Here is a 17,474-nt window from a genome sequence, read left to right on the forward strand (position 1 = left end):
CCTTCGCTGCCTTGTTGCCGACCACGCTAAGCAGGTGGACTGCGCTGGGACTGCGAAGACGCTGGGAGTCAGCTGGGAGTCAATCGGTGACGTAACCGTTGAGGCTGTTGCGCAGGTCGGTGAGGACCGCGCGGGCGGCGGTGAGCCCTGTGGTGTGCCAGATCTTGTCGTCGACCGCGAAGACCCGCTTGTCGGTCGAGGCGCCCAGTTCCTCGAACTGGTCGGAGCGCAGGACCTGTTTGCCGTGTTTCTCGCCGTCCGGGCCGTCGAACATCACGTAGATGATGTCGCCTTCGGCTTTGGTGGCGAGGTCGGCTTCGGTGATGTCGAAGGACGGTCCGCGCTGGGCGGTCGGACGCTGGACGCCGACATCGGACAGGACGTGGGCGGCGAAGGTTTCGGCGCCCTGGACCTGCGTGGTGTCGGCGGTGAAGCGCAGCACCGAAGCTTGGGACTGGCGCGCGTTCAGTGCGGGGCCGAGGTCGTGCGCCTCGGTGAGGTAGTTCTGCAGGGCGGTTTCGGCGGCATCGTTGCGGTTCATCCCCGCGGAATAGGCGGCGAAATCGGACTGCCAGCTGCCGCCCGCACCGATCAGCACGGTGGGCGCGATCTTGCTCAGCGCCTCGTACCCGCCCGCGGCCGGTGCGACGTCGCCGAGGATCAGATCGGGCTTCAGCTCGGCGATGCGAGCCGGATCGGGCTGACCGATCGGTCCGATGCTGGGCACCTTCACCACGCCGTACCCCAGGTACATCGGCTGCGAACGGTCGCCGTCGAGGGTCACCGCGCCCGCGACCCGCTCCCACAGACCGACCGCGCAGGCCGCGTCGAGCGCCGAGGTGGTGAGCACGACGATGCGTTGCGGGTCGGCGGGGACCTGCGAGGTACCGGCGGTGTGAGTCACCGTTCGGGTGCCGCCGGGGCCCGCGTCGGGCGCACTCGGCAACGGGCACGCGGTCGCGGTGTCGCGATCGGCCCCGACCACGCCCGCACCGGCGATATTCGTGGTGGTGCGGATGATCGTGCTCGCGTCGTCGTGCTTGTCCGCGCATCCCGCGGTGAACACGGCGGCGCACAGCAACGCGGCAGCCACGACGAAGCCGCGTGAGCGGACGCGCCCGCCCTGCTCTGCGGTGCGACGGAATCGGGTGCGGTTTCGGACGCTCGCCAGCATGCGCACGAGGGTACTGCGTAGCCGACGGCGTGAATGCCGCGGGCCGAGCTACCGGCGGCTCGCGCGCCGGAAGCCGACGGCGGCGGGCACGGCGAACACCAGGAGCGCGGCGCCGGACCAGGCGAGGGTGAGCAGCAGGGGTACGGCGATGGGACCCTTGTCGGACAGTCCGCGCATCGCGTCGACGGCCACCGACATCGGCTGGTAGCGCACCACCGGCTGAATCCAGGTCGGGAAGGCGACGAGCGGCACGAATCCGGTGCTGAAGAACATCATCAGCGAGGCCAGGATCGTGATGCCCTCGACCAGTGAGGCCTTCGCGCTGTAGACGGCGACGGCGGTGACCATGGTGGCGAAGGCGAGGCCGAACACCACGGGGATCGCCAGGAATACCAGGCCGGCCAGTGGACCGTGGTGGAAGCGGAAGCCGAGCAGGTAGCCGACGATCAGCACCGTCACGGTGCCGAGCAGGATCCGGCAGCCCTCGGCGAGGATGCGCGAGATCAGGCCCGACGCACGATGCACGGGCAGCACCCAGAATCTGGCCAGCAGACCCGCGTCGCGTTCACGCCCGAGCAGCACGCCGCTCGCGACGGCGCCGGACAGCGCGCCGACGAGGGCGACCATCGGCACCGAGCCGTAGAGGGCATCGTCGCCGGTGAACTTCTCGATCTGACCGCCCACCACGATGTTGAGCATCACCAGCAGCAGACACGGGATGAGCAGGGTCTCGAGCAGCGTGACCGGGTTGCGTGCCCAGCGCACCAGCAGCCGCTCGGTCTGGATCAGTGTGTGCCGCAGCAGCGACACCGCCGAGGTCTCCGAGTGTTCTGCCATCAGGCCCTCCTGGAACTCAGCCGGATGGCCACCGGTGCGCAGATCGCCAGCATCGCGGCCAGCCAGAGCAGCGACGGGGTCACCAGCGACCAGGTCACCGTCCCGGCGTTGCCCTTGGTGTCACCGGCCAGCGCGCGCAACACGATCGCGAACTGGGAGACCGGTTGATTGCGCACGAACCACTGGATCCACTCCGGGAACTGGCTCGCCGGTGCGAGACCGGTCGAGAGCATGCCGAAGATCAACGGGGGCAGCAGCAGCGCCTGTGAGGTGGCTTCGGGGCTCTTGGACAGCGTGCCGATCACATCCGCGCCGAGGGTGAACGCGAGTCCGATGAGTACCGAGAATGCCAGATAGCCGAGGGTGTGCGCGGCGTCGAGCCGGAATCGGAAGCCGATCACATAGCCCGCGGCGATCCCCGCGGCCAGCGCGATCAGCAGCCGGAACAGGTTGGCCGACATCCGCGCCGCGACCGGAACCAGCGGGCGCAGCGGCATCGCGCCGAAGCGGCGGTTGAGGCCCGCCACGGAATCGGTGGCCGAGCGGAACGCCGCCGAGATGGCGGTGAACGCGGCGGCCTGCAGGATCACCAGCGGCATCATGTATTGGGCGTAACTGCTGAAACCGTTGCCGGAGAACGTCATCACCGTTTTCAGCGGGATGTAGAAGCTGGCCGTGAAGGCCGCGGGCGCGAGCACCGAGGCGAGGAACTCGCCGGTTTTGATCGAGGGCACGATCAGCCGGGTGCTCAGGACCCACCACTGCTGCACCGTCTCCGGTGTCGCGCGCACGGAGGTGTTCCAGGTGATGGCGGTCATGGGGTGGCCGCCGATTCGTCCTCGGTCGAGGCGAGGTGACCGGTGAGCTGCAGGAACACATCGTCGAGCGAGGGCCTGCGCAGCGCGATGTCGACGAGTTCGACCGAGGCGTTGTCGAGTCGCCGCAGGGCCTCGGCGAGTGTCTTGGCACCGTCGGGCGCGGGGATGGTGATGCGATCCGATTCGGGAGTGAGCGCGGCCAGGTTCTCCGCGGGAAGCAGCGAGCCGAGCGCGGCGACGATGGTGGGTAGCCCTTCCAGATCCAGCGGCACGATCTCGCAGTAGCTTCCGCCGGTGCGGTGTTTCAGCTCGTCGGCGGTGCCGGAGGCGATCACCACGCCGTGGTCGATCACGATGATCTGGTCGCTGAGCGCGTCGGCCTCCTCCAGATACTGAGTGGTGAGCAGGGTGGTGATCCCCGCGGTCTTGAAGCTGCGCACCAGATCCCAGACGCCCTGTCTGCTGCGGGGATCGAGGCCGGTGGTCGGTTCGTCGAGGAAGACGACATCGGGTCGTACCACGAGACCGCACGCGATGTCGATGCGGCGCCGCATGCCGCCCGAATAGGTGCCGACACGCCGATTCGCCGCCTTCTCCAGATCGAATTCGCCGAGTAGTTCCCTGGCCCTGACCTGCGCCGCCGGTTTGCGCAGCCCCATCAGCCTGCCGAACATGACGAGGTTCTCGTAGCCGCTGAGCATGTCGTCGAGCGCGGCGTACTGCCCGGTGAGCATGATGCGTTTGCGCACCGCGGCGGGGTCGGCGACGACGTCGTGGCCTGCGACCACCGCCCGCCCGCTGTCGGGCGTGACGAGGGTGGACAGGATGTTCACCATCGTCGTCTTGCCCGCGCCGTTGGGGCCGAGGATGCCGAGCACCTCACCGGGGGCGGCCTCGAAATCGACGCCGCGCAGCGCGTGCACGTCGCCGAAGGACTTCTCGATTCCTTCGACCACGACGCCGCCGGTGCGCGGGTTGCTCTGCACGAGAGTGTGTTCGACGCTCATATCCGGTCTCCTGCTTCCAAGTGGTCATCGAGCAGTGGCGAGATGATCGACAGTGCGTAGGGATTGGTCATGTCGTCGTGGGTCACGTCGACGTCGTGGTCGGTGATGTCGCCGGTGACGTAGGGCCGCCAGCCGTCGGGGCCCATCCATTCGGCGGGATCGACCGTGGCGCGGAAATAGACGACGTCGCCGTGGTAGACCGGGCGCTGATATCCGGTCCGGGTGCCGGCGGAGGCGTTGTAGGAGCCCGCCATGCGCTCGATCGTGGCCGCGTCGATGAGCTCGACCCCGCCGAGCCGGGCGGTGATGAGCTCGGCCGCTTGTTCGGCGGTCGATTCGGCGGGCACGTCGTCGATGCCGAAGATGGCGCCGAAGGTGTTGATGAAGGCGCCCGGCGACAGGCGCTCGATGGTGTCGCCGTCGATGTCGGCGGTATCGGTGTCCAGCAGTGCCACGACGCCGACCTGCTCGCCCGCCGCCTGCAGTTGCACCGCCATGGCCTGGGCGATGAGTCCGCCGAAGGACCAGCCGAGCAGGTGATAGGGGCCGCTCGGCTGCACCGCGCGGATCTCGCGCACATAGCGCTGCGCGAATTCCTCGATGGAACGAGCGGAGGGTTCACGGCCGCTGAGGTCGGGTGCTTGGAGCCCGTAGATCGGGCGGCCCGGCCGGAGCTGTTCGGCGAACCCCAGGTAGCTCCACGACATTCCGGAGGAGGAGTGGACGCAGAACAGCGCAGGTCGATCGCCGTCGGGGCGGATCGGTAGCAGCACGTCGAGACCGAGTCCGGTCGGTCCGGGCTCCGCGACCGCTGCCGCGCGGGCGGTCATGGCCGCGGCTTCGTCGGCCGAAGCGAGCTGGGCCGCGGGGGTTTCGGCGAATCGCGCCGCCGCGTCGAGTGCCTCGACCCAGAGCTGCGCGAGTTCGGCGACGTCCGCACGATCCAGCAGCTGTGCCGCGTAACCGAAGTCGGCCTGTAGCCGGTTGCCGACGACCATGGCGTTGATATCGATCGGCGACATGATCGGCACCTCCGGATGCTCGGCCGCCTCGAGCTCACCGAGCGCGTCGGTGGGTAGCCAGCCGAGACCTTCCAGGCCGGGCGGTGTGTCGACCGAGGTGTGCCTGCCCAGGTAGTTCACACAGATCTGGCCGGGGAGCCGGGTCGGAAGATGCTCGGCTGCTTCGGGATTCAGGTAGCGCAGCAGGCTGAATCCGATGCCCTTGTCGGGCACCGCGAGCAGATCGTGCTTGACCCGGCGGATGGCCGCGCCCATGGCGGGGCCGCCCGCCAGCGCGTCGTCGATGTCGATGTCGGCGAGATCGAGGCGCACCGGGTACAGGTTGGTGAACCAGCCGATGGTCCGCGACAGATCGGCGCCGGGCACGACTTCTTCCTGTCTGCCATGGCCTTCCAGACGCAGCAGCGCCGAGGGCTCGTCCACGCCTCTGCGCGCACGCCAGCGCACCAGCGCCACGGCCAGGGTGGCGAACAGCGCGTCGGTGACACTGCCCTGGAACAGGCGGGGCAGGGTGGTGAGCAGCGCTGTGGTGGTGTTGTCGTCGACCTCGATGTCGAGGCGGCGGACGGTCTGGCCCTGATCGGTGCCGGGATCGAGGTGACGGGCGCCGAGCAGCGGGTCGGGGCCGTGCACCACCGCTTGCCAGTACGGGAGTTCGGCGCGGCGCCGCTCGGAACGGGCCTGCTCGGTCATGGCGTGCGACCAGCGCCGCATCGAGGTGCCGATATCCGGGAGGGTCGGGGTGGCGCCCGCCGATACCTGGGCCCAGGCGGCGATCAAGTCCTGCACCAGGATTCGCCACGACACGCTGTCGATCGCGAGATGGTGCGCGACGATGATCAGGCGTCCGGGCCCGGTGTGCGCGCCGGCGTCGCCGACCGGATCCAGCCACACGAACTGCAGGACGACCCCGTCCGCCGGATTCAGTCGGTTCATCGCGGAGTCGAGCTCGGTCTGGGCGTATTCGCGCAGCTCGATCGGGTCGATGGCGGCGTCGAAGGCCGTGCGGTGCACCAGTGCGTCGACCTCGATCGAACCGGGGTCGGCCACGCGCAGCCGCCAGCCGTCCTCGGCTGCCCACAGGCGGGCTCGCAGCATGTCGTGCCGGTCGATCACGGCCGAGACAGTGGCGACGAGTTGCGCGCGTTCGATGCCGACTGGCAGTTCCAGCACCGCGGTTTGGGCGAACCGGTCGAAGTCGCCGCCGCGTTCGACCATGTAGCGCACGATCGGTGTCAGCGGCAGGTCACCGGTGCCACCACCGGGCAGTTCGGCCAGCGCTTCCACCGTCTCGGCGGCATCGACGGCCGCACCGAGCGCCGCCACCGTGCGGTGTTCGAAGACCTGCAACGGCGTGCAGTGCACGCCGCGCAGCTTCGCCTGGGTGACGAGCTGGATGGCCAGGATACTGTCGCCGCCGAGGGCGAAGAAGGAGTCGTCGATGCCGACCCGTGCGCGACCGAGCAGTTCGGCGTAGACCTCGGCGAGTACCAGCTCGGTCGGCGTCTCCGGTGCGCGGTACGGGGTGTCGTCGGTGACGAACACCGGCTCCGGCAGTGCTTTTCGGTCGAGTTTGCCGACCGCGTTGATGGGGATCTCGTCCAGCACCACGAAAGCGGCGGGCACCATGTACGCGGGGAGCGTGTCGGCGGCGAGGGCGCGGATATGTGCGATGTCGAGTTCGGCGCCGGGCATGCGCACCAGGTAGGCGGCCAGGGCGGTGGCACCGGTGGGACCCGGAACACCCAGCGTCACAGCGAGATCGACACCGTCGACGGCGCCGAGCACCGCATCGATCTCGCCGAGCTCGATGCGCTGGCCGCGCACCTTGACCTGGAAGTCGGTGCGGCCGAGGTATTCCAGCGCCAATCCTGGAGACGTACCAGCGGGGTTCTCGGACAGGGCAGGGCTGTCGGACCGAGTGGCGCCGACACTGTGTACCGGGGTGTTCGTGCGAGTCCACCGGACCAGATCACCGGTGCGATAGAGGCATTCGCCGGGCAGGCCGAAGGGGTCGGCGATGAATCGGGCTGCCGTCAAGCTCGGCCGCGCGTGGTAGCACCGCGCGAGCGCGGTGCCCGCGAGGTACAGCTCACCCGCGACGCCGACGGGTACCGGGCGCAGGCGGTCGTCGAGGACGAGTGCGGACGCACCGCGAACGGGAGCGCCGATGGTCACCGGCTCCGCAGCGGACAACGGCGCGGAACCTGTTGCCCAGATGGTGTATTCGGTCGGGCCGTACAGGTTGACCATCGTCCGCCCGCCGGCGCCGCCGCACCAGCGCGCGACGAGATCGGGGCCGACCGCCTCACCCGCGACCGCGAGCACCCGCAGGCTCGACACGTCGGCGGGATCGATGGTGGCCAGTGCCGACGGCGTGATCACCATGTGGCTGACCTGCTCGGCGGCGATCAGTTCCGCGAGGGGGGCGCCGCCGAAGACATCCGGCGGGGCGATCACCGAGGCGCCGCCGCAGCCGAAGGCCATGAGTGCCTCGAAGATCGACGCGTCGAAGCTCGGCGAGGCCACCTGCATCACCCGGGCGTGTTCGTCGAGGGCGAGGTCGGTGCGCTGGGAGGCGACCAGGTCGGCCAAGCCGCGATGGGTGACGGTGACGCCCTTCGGGGTGCCGGTGGAGCCGGAGGTGTAGATCATCCAGGCCGGGTTCTCGACCCTGATCGGAACCGGCAGTTCCGCGGGGGCGAGGTCCGCGTCGTCGGTGGCGCCCACGCGGGTGGCGAAGGCGGGGTCGTCGAGGATCAGCCAGTGGGTGGTGTCGGACAGCTGCGGCCGGTATGCGGCGAGGGTGATCCCGACTCGCGCGCCGGAATCGGAGAGCATGTGGTCGATGCGGTCCGCCGGATGTTTCGGGTCCACCGGCAGGAACGCCGCGCCCACCTTCGCCGCGGCCCAGATGCCGACGTGGAGCTCGACACACCGGGGGAGACCGAGGGCTACCACAGATTCCGTGTGCGCTCCCGCCTCGATGAGCAACCTGGCCAACTGATTAGACCGGGCGTGCAGCGCACCGTAGGTGATCGTGTCGGATACCTGCGTGGGTTGTGCCGCGGCGTCGGCGGAGGTGGGCTCGGTCGGGGAGATGGAGCCGGTGGCCCGGGTCGCGGTGGCCGTCGCAGTGCCGGCAACCAGGGCTGGTCGGTCGGGGAAGGTCGCCGCGGTGGCGGTGAGCAGGTCGGCCAAGGTCGTCGTGCCCGCGGTAGCGAGGCCGTGGACCGGGACGAGTTCCGCGCGTTCGGATTCGGCGAGGAGGTCGATATCGGCGAGGCGGATGTCGATGTCGGTGAGGACGGTGGCGAGCACCTGCCGCCATCGGGTCGCGAACGAGGTGACGGTGGCGGCGTCGAACAGATCTGTCGCGTAGGTGAGGACGCCGTCGATGCCCGCCGGGCCGGTCTCGTCGAACCGTTCGCGCAGGTCCAGGGTGAGGTCGAAGGCCGAGGAGCGGCGGTCGAAGTCCTCGACCTCGAAACGCAGCCCGGGCAGTTCGAGCACCGGTTCGATGAAGTTCTGCAGCGACAGCGACATTTGGAACAGCGGGTGATGGGCGGTCGACCGGGTGGGGTCGAGTGTCGCGACGAGCTGCTCGAACGGTACGTCGGCGTGGCCGAAGGCATCGAGGTCGGTGTCGCGGACGGTGGCGAGCAGCTGCCGGAAGCCGGTGCCGGGGTCGACCGGCGTGCGCAGGGCGAGGGTGTTGACGAACATGCCGACGAGATCGTCCAGCGCGGCCGCACCGCGACCCGCGATCGGCGTGCCGATGACGACATCGCCGGTCCCGGCGAGCCGGGCCAGCAGCACCGCGAGGGCGGCGTGGACGACCATGAAGACGCTGACATTGTTCGCGGCGGCGAAGTCGATCAGCGCACGGTGGGTCTGTTCGTCGACGGTGAAGTCGATATCGTCGCTGCTCATGGTCTGCACCGCCGGACGGGGGCGATCGGTGGGCAGTTCCAGCGCATCCGGTGCGCCCGCGAGTGTTTCGCGCCAATACCGGATCTGCTGTGCTGCCACGGACTCCGAATCTGTCGCGCTGCCGAGAAGCTCTCGATGCCACAGCGCGAAGTCCGCGTACTGCACCGTGAGCGGCGGCTGCGTGGGTGCTGTACCCGACACCCGCGCCGAGTAGGCGGCGACCAGGTCCGCCGCCAGGGGGGCCATCGATGCGCCGTCGGCGCTGATGTGGTGTACGACGAGGACGATGACATGCACTGACACAGGGTCTTCGGATCGATAGGCATTGCGGGGTCCGGTCTGGGCTGGGTGACTGTTGAGGCGGAACAGGCCGACACGCAGTGGTGCCTGACGGGTGAGGTCGAAGCCGGTGCCTGCCAGTTCGTTGATCTGCTCACGCAGTGGCGCGCCGTCTTCGGTGTCGATCAGCGGCATCGACGGAACCGCGGTGTCGATGCCGACGACGACCTGACGCGGGCCCTCGGCGTCGGCGGGATAGCGGGTGCGCAGGCTCTCCTGTCGTTCGACCACGTCGGCGAGAGCGCGGCGCATGGCTTCCACATCGAGGGTTCCGGTGAGGCGCAGGGCGATCGCGATGTTGTAGGCCGACGAGTCGGGGTCGAGTTGATTGAGCACCCACATACGCTGCTGGGCGGGGGACAGGGGGATGCGGTCCGGGCGCAGGCGGGGAGCCAGCGCGGGCAGGCCAGGACTGCCCTCGGCGGCGGGGACGACCCGCGCCGACAGTTGGGCGACGCTCGGCGCGTCGAAGAGATCACGCAGCGCGATGGTGGAGCCGAGCGCCGAATTGACCCGGGCGACAACCTTCGTCGCGCTCAGCGAGTTGCCGCCGAGTTCGAAGAAGGACTGGTCGACGCTCACCCGTTCGCTGCCGAGGACATCGGCGAACACCGCGGCGACGGCGTGTTCGATCGGTGTGCGCGGTGCGAGGTAGGACTGCTGGGTAGCCGAGAAGTCCGGTATCGGCAGGGCTTTGCGGTCCAGTTTGCCGACCGGAGTGAGCGGGATATCGTCCAGGACGACGATATAGGCGGGCACCATGTATCCCGGCAGTTCCGCCGCGACCTGAGCGCGCAACCGTTCGGTGTCGAGTGCGACATCGGGCACGGCGAGCACGTAGGACACGAGCACGGTGGCGCCCGCCGGTCCTTCGCGTCCGATCGTCACCGCGTAGTCGACCTCGGCGTCGCGCGAGAGCACCGCGTCGATCTCGCCGAGTTCGATCCGCAGGCCGCGAATCTTCACCTGGAAGTCGCTGCGGCCCAGATATTCCAGGGTGAGCGCGGCGTTCTCGCCCGTGACCCAGCGCACCATGTCGCCGGTCCGGTACATCCGTTCCCCGGCGACGCCGAACGGGTTGGCGACGAACCGGCTCGCGGTCATCTCGAACCGGTTGAAGTAGCCGCGCGCCAGCGCGGGCCCGGCCAGATACAGCTCACCGGCGATGCCGACCGGCACCGGACGCAACCAGCTGTCCAGCACCACCAGTGCCGCACCGCGAATCGGTCCGCCGATCGTGACCGGTTCGCCGGGGAACAGTTCGGCGGGACCGGTTGCCCAGATGCTGAACTCGGTGGGGCCGTACAGATTCACCATCCGCCTGCCCGCGGCCCACTTCTCGATGAGCTCGGGGGTGGCCGCCTCACCGGCCACCGACAGCACCCGCAGCTCGGTGAGATCGGTGGGCTCCATCGTCGCCAGCGCCGACGGGGTGATCACCGCGTGGGTGACCCGCTCGGTGCGCAGCAGCGTCTCGAGCTCACCGCCGCCGTAGACCTCCGGCGGTGAGACCACCAGGCGTCCACCCGCCGCGTGCGCGGTCAGCATCTCGAAGACCGAGGCGTCGAAGCTGGGGGAGGCGACCTGGAGTGCGCTGGCGGTCGGGTCGAGCGCCAGGGTTTCGCGCTGGGCGGCAACGAGATTCGCGATGCCGCGATGGCTGAGGAGAACCGCCTTGGGCTTGCCGGTGGAACCGGAGGTGTAGATCAGGTAGGCCGTGTGGTCGATATCGAGCGGGCCGCCGCGTTCGGCGTCGGTGATCGGCGCGTCCGAGACCAGCATGGCGCGGCGCATGGTGTTCAGGTCGTCGAGCAGCAGCCAGTCGATGGACCCGGGCAGGTCTTCGCCGGTAGCCGTCACGGTGACGCCGATCGGGGCCTTCGAATCGGTGAGCATGTGCTCGATCCGCTCCACCGGATAGCTCGGATCCAGCGGGACGAAGGCCGCCCCCGTCTTGGCCAGTGCCCACACGGCGACCACCGATTCCAGCGAGCGGGTGAGCGCGAGCACGACGAAGATCTCGGGCCCGATCCCGCGGCGGAGCAGGACCCGGGCGAACCGGTTGGACCAGGCGTCGAGGTCGCCGTAACTCATTCGCAGCTCGCCCGAGCTGACCGCGATCGCGTCGGGATCGATGCGCGCGCCTGCGGTGAGGATGTCGGGCAGCGTGCGCATCGGCAAGGGCGGTGGCCCGTGCACCGGTGCCAGCGTGGCCAGTTCGGCGTCGCTGCAATTTCGCAGTTGCGAAACCAGGGTGTGCGGATTCTCGGCGAGTTGGGTGAGCACCCGGACGAACCGGTCCAGGAGTATCTGTGCCGCAGTGGGTTCCAGCTGATCGGCCATGAACTTCACCGTGATGCGCAGGGCGTCGCCCGCACCGGCCTCGCCGCGCTGCGGAATCACCATGAGGTTCAACGGGTACGGCGTCGCGTCGGTGCCCTCGACATCGAGCACCCGCATGCCCGCGATGTCCAGGGCCTGCGACAGCGCCTCCCGATCGATGGGGTAGGACTCGAAAACGGTGAGCGTGTCGAACAATTCGGCCAGCCCGACCACGCGGTGGATGGCGGCGAGGCCGACGTGCTGGTGGTCCATGAGCCGCGCCTGCTCTGCCTGCACGCGAGCAAGCAGGTCACGGACCTTTTCCGACGGATCCAGCGTCACCCGCACCGGGACGGTGTTGATGAACAGCCCGACCATCTCCTCGACACCGGGCAGCTCCGGCGGCCGACCGGACACCGTGGCGCCGAACACCACATCGGTGCGACCGGTGAGCATGGCCAGCAGTAGCGACCAACCGGCCTGGACCAGCGTGTTCACGGTCGCACCCGCTTCTCTGGCCGCGGATTCGAGTACCGCGACCGTGGCGGAGGACAGATCGTGCGAGAGCATCGCGGTCTCGGTCGACTCGATGCCGACGAGGGTGGGGACGGCGCGGGTCGGCGTGTCGATCCCGGCCATGGCCTGTTTCCACGCCGACAGCGACGCCTCCGCATCCTGGTCTCCGAGCCAGGACAGGAAGTCGCGGTAGGACGGGGCGGGCGGCAACATCGACGTGTCGCCCGCGGTGACGTACAGGGTGAGCAGCTCGCGCACCAGCAGCGGCGTCGACCAACCGTCCAGCACCAGATGGTGATTGGTCATGACGAGCCGCAACGTTTCCGCGCCGGTCCTGACCAGGGTGAAGCGGAGCAACGGGGGCCGGGTCAGGTCGAAGCGGGTCAGCGCGTCGAGTTCGATCACTCGGTCGAGCTCGCGAGCTCGCTGGTCTTCGTCGGCGATCTCGGTGAGATCTACTTCTTCCCAGCGGATCTCGGCGGCGGACAGGACGAGCTGACGCGGGCCGTCGTCGGTCTCGACGAAGGCCACACGCAGGTTCTCGTGCCGATCGACGAGCGCCTGTGCGGCACCGCGCAGCCGGGTGGCGTCGACCGTGCCCGCGAGGGTGAGCAGTGATTGGACCGTGTAACCGTCGGCGGTGTCGGAGTCGTAGAGCGCGTGGAAGAGCAGGCCGTATTGCAGCGGCGAGAGCGGCCAGACGTCGGTGAGCGCCGGGTAGGTGTGCTCCCAGCGCTCGATCTGCGGCTGATCGACCGTGACGAGCGCGAAATCCGAGGGGGTGCGGCCACCCGCGTCGCCGGTCGCGGCATGGGTGACGAGTGCGCGCAGGGCCTGCGACCACAGCTCGGCCAACGCGCGCACGTCGGCCTCGTCGAGCAGTCTGCTCGCGTAGGCCCAGGTGACTTCCAGCCCGGCATCGGTCAGCACCGCGTTGATATCGACGACGGCGGCCAGTGGGGCTCGGTCGTCGTTGGTCGCGGCGAAACATCGCGGAACCCAGGGATCGTCGCCGGTCACCGCCCTGCCGAGATAGTTGAAGCTCAGCTGGGGTGTCGGCGCGCCGGCCAGTGCCGCGGCGGACTCGTCGTTCAGATAGCGGAGCAAGCCGAAGCCCACGCCGCGATCGGGGACCGACCGCAACTGCTCCTTGGCGGCCTTGATCGCCGAACCCGCCGCACGGCCGCCGGCGAACGCGTCGCCGAGATCGATCCCGGTCAGGTCGAGCGCGACCGGGTACACGCTGGTGAACCAGCCGACCGTGCGCGCGACATCGGCGCCGGGTAGCAGGGATTCGTCGCGGCCGTGGCCCTCCAGCGTCAGCAGCGCGCCGGTGCGGTCGCGCCATCGGCACACGGCCATGGCGAGCGCGGCCAGCAGCACATCGTCGGCGCCGCAATGGAACTGCTCGGGCACGCCGTGCAAGACGGTCTCTGCGACGTCCGAAGGCACCGTCGACTGCCACTGCGCCATCGTGGCGACCACGTCGAGGGCGGGGTCGAAGGCGCAGGCGGTCTCCGCTACCGGGTCGGACAGCTCGGAGGCGGTAGCCGGCGCAGCGGTCTGGGCCGTGTCGCCGGACCGATCGGAAAGAGTCGAGGTGGTCGTCGCGCGGTCGGCACTGCGACGGTCGGTGCGGGCGAACGGCGGGTCGGGTGTGGCCAGGATTCGCTGCCAGATCGGCAGTTCGTCGAGACGTGTCGCGGCGTTCTCGGGCTGGCTGTGCGCCCAGCGGCGGAAGGAGGTGCCGACCGGGTCGAGCGTGCCGCCGAAGGACGCGGTCGCCAAGTCAGGCAACAGGATTCGCCAGGAGACACCGTCGGTGACCAGGTGATGCAGGACCAGCCAGCACAGTGGGGCGGCGTCGGCGCGTTCGACCAACACGAACCGGGCGACGACACCCGCGGGGGGATCGAGTAGGTCCGCGGCGTTCTGCAAGGCGCGCTCGACCGCGTCCTCGGTGTCGGCCCGGGTCACCTCGATCAGATCCTCGGCGTCGACCGCACCGGGCTCGGCCACCACCCATTCCCAGCCGTCGGCCGTCGGTCGCAGCGACGAGCGGAGGAGATCGTGCTGGTCGAGCAGCACCTGGAGCGCCGCCGCGAGCCGCGGACGGTCGAAACCGTCGGGCAGCCCGATCAGGACGGCCTGCCCGTAGCGCCCCCAGGTGTCCGGGTGCTCGACCATCGCGTGCACGATCGGGGTGAGCTCCACCGCGCCGACCCCGCCGCCGGGCAGCTCGTCCACCACCGGTACCTGGGTGTCGTCGGCGACAGCGGCCAGCGCGGCGACCGTCTTGCGTTCGAAGACATCACGGGCGCTGAACGAGATACCGGCGGCCTTCGCCCGCGAGACCAGCTGGATCGACACGATGCTGTCGCCACCGAGTGCGAAGAAACTGTCGTCGACACCGACGGTGCCGAGTCCGAGCACCTCGGCGAAGAGGGCTGCCAACGCTTCCTCGCGCGGCGTGGACGGAGCCCGGCTCGCGACGGTGCGCGCACCGAAGTCCGGTGCGGGCAATGCCTTACGGTCCACCTTGCCGAGCGGGGTCAGCGGCACCCGGTCGAGCACCATCACCACGGCGGGCACCATATAGGCCGGAAGCGTTTCGCCGACAGCGGCTTTCACCGCTTCTGGATGGACCTCGGCACCCGGCTCGGCCGTGACATAGGCGACGAGCGCGGTCGCGCCGGTCGGCGACTCGGCACCGAGTGTGATCGCGAAGTCGATCTCGGGTAGCCGCTGCAACGCGGCATCGATCTCGCCGAGTTCGATCCGGTAGCCGCGCACCTTCACCTGGAAGTCGCTGCGCCCCTGGTATTCCAGGGTGACGCGGCCCTCGGCGTCGGTCCAGCGCACCAGATCGCCGGTGCGATACATCCGGTCGCCGGGTGCGTGCGGGTTCGCCACGAACCGGCTCGCGGTCAAGCCGCTGCGCCGGTGGTAGCCGCGCGCGACGCCGGGGCCCGCGAGGTACAGCTCACCCACGGTGCCCGCCGGTACCGGGCGCAGCCACGGGTCCAGGACCAGGCCGCAGACGCCACCGACCAGGCTGCCGATCGTCACCGGGGCGCCGGGCACCAGCGGTTCGCTCAGGGTGGTGGTGATGGTCGTTTCGGTGGGCCCGTACCCGTTGATCAGCGAGCGCCCGGCCCATTTCGCCACCAGTTCCGGCGGGCACGCGTCACCGCCGACCACGATCGTGCGCAGGTCGGGCAGCGTCACCGGGTCGAGTGAACCGACAACCGCCGGGGTGACATTGAGGTGGGTGACGCGGTGGGTGCGCAGCACGTGCGCCATGGCCTCACCCGCGTAGGCCGACGGCGGGACCACCGCGAGGGTGGCACCGGCGGCCAGCGTCACCACGATCTCCTCGACCGAGATGTCGAAGCTCGGCGAGACCGCGTGGGCGACCACGGAGTCCGGCTCGACCCCGAACCCGGCCCCCGAACTCGCCGCGAGGTTCGCCAGGCCGCGATGCGAGACCAGCACGCCCTTGGGCAGACCGGTCGACCCGGAGGTATAGATGACGTAGGCGACCTGATCCGCCGCGATCGCGGCCGTGCGGTCGGCATCGGTGATCGGCGCGGGGTCATGGGTGGCGAGTTCGGCGGTGATCGCCGCGTCGTCCAGCGAGAGCCAATCGACCTTGTCGGGCAGCGACTTTCGCGCCTCGTCGACCGTCAAGCCGGTGACCACCCCGCTGTCGTCGATCATGTGCTCGATGCGATCGTCGGGGTAGGTCGGATCGATGGGCACGAACGGCGCACCGGTCTTGGCCACCGCGACGGTTGCGAGCACGGACTCCGCGGACCGCGGAATCGACAGCGCTACCGCGTGTTCAGGCCCCGCGCCGGCGGCGATCAGCAGGCGGGCCAGGCGATTGGTGTAGTCGTCGACCTCGCGATAGCTCAGTGTGTCGTCGGTACCCCAGCGCAGCGCCACCGCGTCCGGGTCGAGCGCGGCGCCCGCCGCGAGGATCTCGGGCAGGGTGCGCGTCGCGACGCCGGCCGGGCCGCGCGCGGGCACCGAGGCCGCCTGCTCGGCATCCGAGAGAACGGGCACCGTCGACAGCGGGGCGTCCGGCCCGGCGACGAGGAACCGATGCAGGAACAGCAGGAATCGCTCGTGATGGCCCGCCAGGTCGGCGTCGCTGTACAGGTTCGCGTTGCCTTGCAGGTCGATGTGGGTGCTCTCGCCGCCGACGCCCGGGTACAGGTTGACGAACAGGTCGTCGATCAGGCCGGAGGTGAGCACGTGGAGCCGCCCGACGACCGGGCCCAACGCGATCTTGGTGTCCACCATCATGAGATTCACGGCGGGGCCGAACGACGCCGCCTCGTCCATCGCCCAGCCGAGATCACGGACGATGTCCTCCTGGCGGTAGCGCTGGCGTCGCAACGCGCCGGTCAGCTCGCTCTGCACGGCGAGAATCGCCGCCCCGACGGCGGTGGTGGGATCGAGGCGCACGCGCAGCGGCACGACATTGGCGAGCATGCCGCCCGAACGACGCAGGGTCGCCGAGGTCCGTGCGGAGACCGGCAGGCTCAGCACCACTTCCGGCGCGCCGGTCATCGCGGCGAGATAGGCGCCGAAGGCCGCGACCACGGTCGGCGCGACACCCGAGTTCACCGATGCCGCAACCGAATCCAGCAGGGCACCGGTCTCCGCGGGTAGCGCGCCCGATACCCGGTTGGGGTGGGCGTCGACCTCGGCGTCGCGGCCGGCGAGCGTCACCGGATCCGCCAGCGCGGCCAGGTGCTCGCGCCAGTAGTCACGGTCGGTGGTGAAACGGCCGGAGGTGCGGTAGGCCAGATCGGCATCGACGATCTTCTGCAACGGCTCGGCCTTGGTGGCCGGCGGCTCACGGCCCTCGAAGGCGGCGTTGTAGAGCTCGCCGACGCGCTGAACCAGCGCCAGCGCGCCCATCCCATCCAGAACGATGTGGTGCATGCGCGCGTACCAGAACCAGCGATCCTCGGCGACACGCAGCAGGGCGATGCGGACTAATCGGTCGTGCATCACATCCAGTGGTGCGGTGTACTCGGCGCGCATCCACGCGTGCGCGGCCGCTTCCGGGTCGGGGCGGTCACGTAGGTCCAGTTCGGCCACGTCGTCGTCGAGGGTCAGATCGACGACCTGATGGGGGTGGCCGTCGATATCGACCAGCCGCAGATAGCCGGTACCGAACTCACGACCGGTCCGCTGGACCGCGTCGATCAGCAGCGCGAGGTCGACCGCGCCGGACAGCTCCACGTACTGGGCGATGGAGATGGGGGTATCGCCCGCGATGTGCTGGGCGAACCAGATGCCGCGCTGGGCGGCCGACAAGGGAAAAGGGCCTTCGGGTGCGACGGCATCCGACGCATGCGAAGAGGACTGGATCATGAGCGAACCTGCGTTCTCATGTCTGGAGCTGGGCGTTCACCTCTGGTTCCCGACCGTCGGGTAGCTACCTGGTAGGTAGTACCCGCCGTTGCGTACTGCGCTCTATGTTCATTCT

The 17,474-nt window shown here is 69.5% G+C and carries 5 protein-coding genes; all 5 read right to left on the minus strand.

The genetic code is table 11. The features are described from left to right. Positions 1-79: 79 nt before the first annotated feature. The 5 genes from ACWFRF_RS17180 to ACWFRF_RS17200 are packed head-to-tail and all read right to left on the minus strand — an operon-like array spanning position 80 to position 17,359. Positions 80-1,174 carry an ABC transporter substrate-binding protein gene (locus ACWFRF_RS17180; protein WP_452450835.1) on the minus strand — a complete coding sequence of 365 codons (1,095 nt, stop codon included), beginning with the start codon at positions 1,172-1,174 and terminating at the stop codon, positions 80-82. A 48-nt stretch (positions 1,175-1,222) separates the two neighbouring features. Then, positions 1,223-2,011: an ABC transporter permease gene (locus ACWFRF_RS17185; RefSeq protein WP_378991521.1), complete on the minus strand. Its 789-nt coding sequence runs from the start codon at positions 2,009-2,011 to the stop codon at positions 1,223-1,225. Next, positions 2,011-2,829, minus strand: coding sequence for an ABC transporter permease (locus ACWFRF_RS17190; RefSeq protein ID WP_378991522.1), 819 nt, complete (start codon positions 2,827-2,829; stop codon positions 2,011-2,013). Before ACWFRF_RS17190 ends, ACWFRF_RS17185 begins: the two co-directional genes overlap by 1 nt. Next, complete coding sequence (locus tag ACWFRF_RS17195) at positions 2,826-3,836, minus strand: ATP-binding cassette domain-containing protein (protein ID WP_378633221.1); 1,011 nt, start codon at positions 3,834-3,836, stop codon at positions 2,826-2,828. Before ACWFRF_RS17195 ends, ACWFRF_RS17190 begins: the two co-directional genes overlap by 4 nt. Beyond that, positions 3,833-17,359, minus strand: coding sequence for an amino acid adenylation domain-containing protein (locus tag ACWFRF_RS17200; RefSeq protein WP_452450837.1), 13,527 nt, complete (start codon positions 17,357-17,359; stop codon positions 3,833-3,835). Before ACWFRF_RS17200 ends, ACWFRF_RS17195 begins: the two co-directional genes overlap by 4 nt. Positions 17,360-17,474 lie beyond the last annotated feature (115 nt).

Source organism: Nocardia sp. NPDC055165, assembly GCF_053606985.1.

Coding starts and splice junctions, on each gene's coding strand:
- ACWFRF_RS17195 (WP_378633221.1), bottom strand. CDS start 3,836: ATGAGCGTCGAACACACTCTCGTGCAGAGCAACCCGCGCACCGGCGGC.
- ACWFRF_RS17180 (WP_452450835.1), bottom strand. CDS start 1,174: ATGCTGGCGAGCGTCCGAAACCGCACCCGATTCCGTCGCACCGCAGAG.
- ACWFRF_RS17200 (WP_452450837.1), bottom strand. CDS start 17,359: ATGATCCAGTCCTCTTCGCATGCGTCGGATGCCGTCGCACCCGAAGGC.
- ACWFRF_RS17190 (WP_378991522.1), bottom strand. CDS start 2,829: ATGACCGCCATCACCTGGAACACCTCCGTGCGCGCGACACCGGAGACG.
- ACWFRF_RS17185 (WP_378991521.1), bottom strand. CDS start 2,011: ATGGCAGAACACTCGGAGACCTCGGCGGTGTCGCTGCTGCGGCACACA.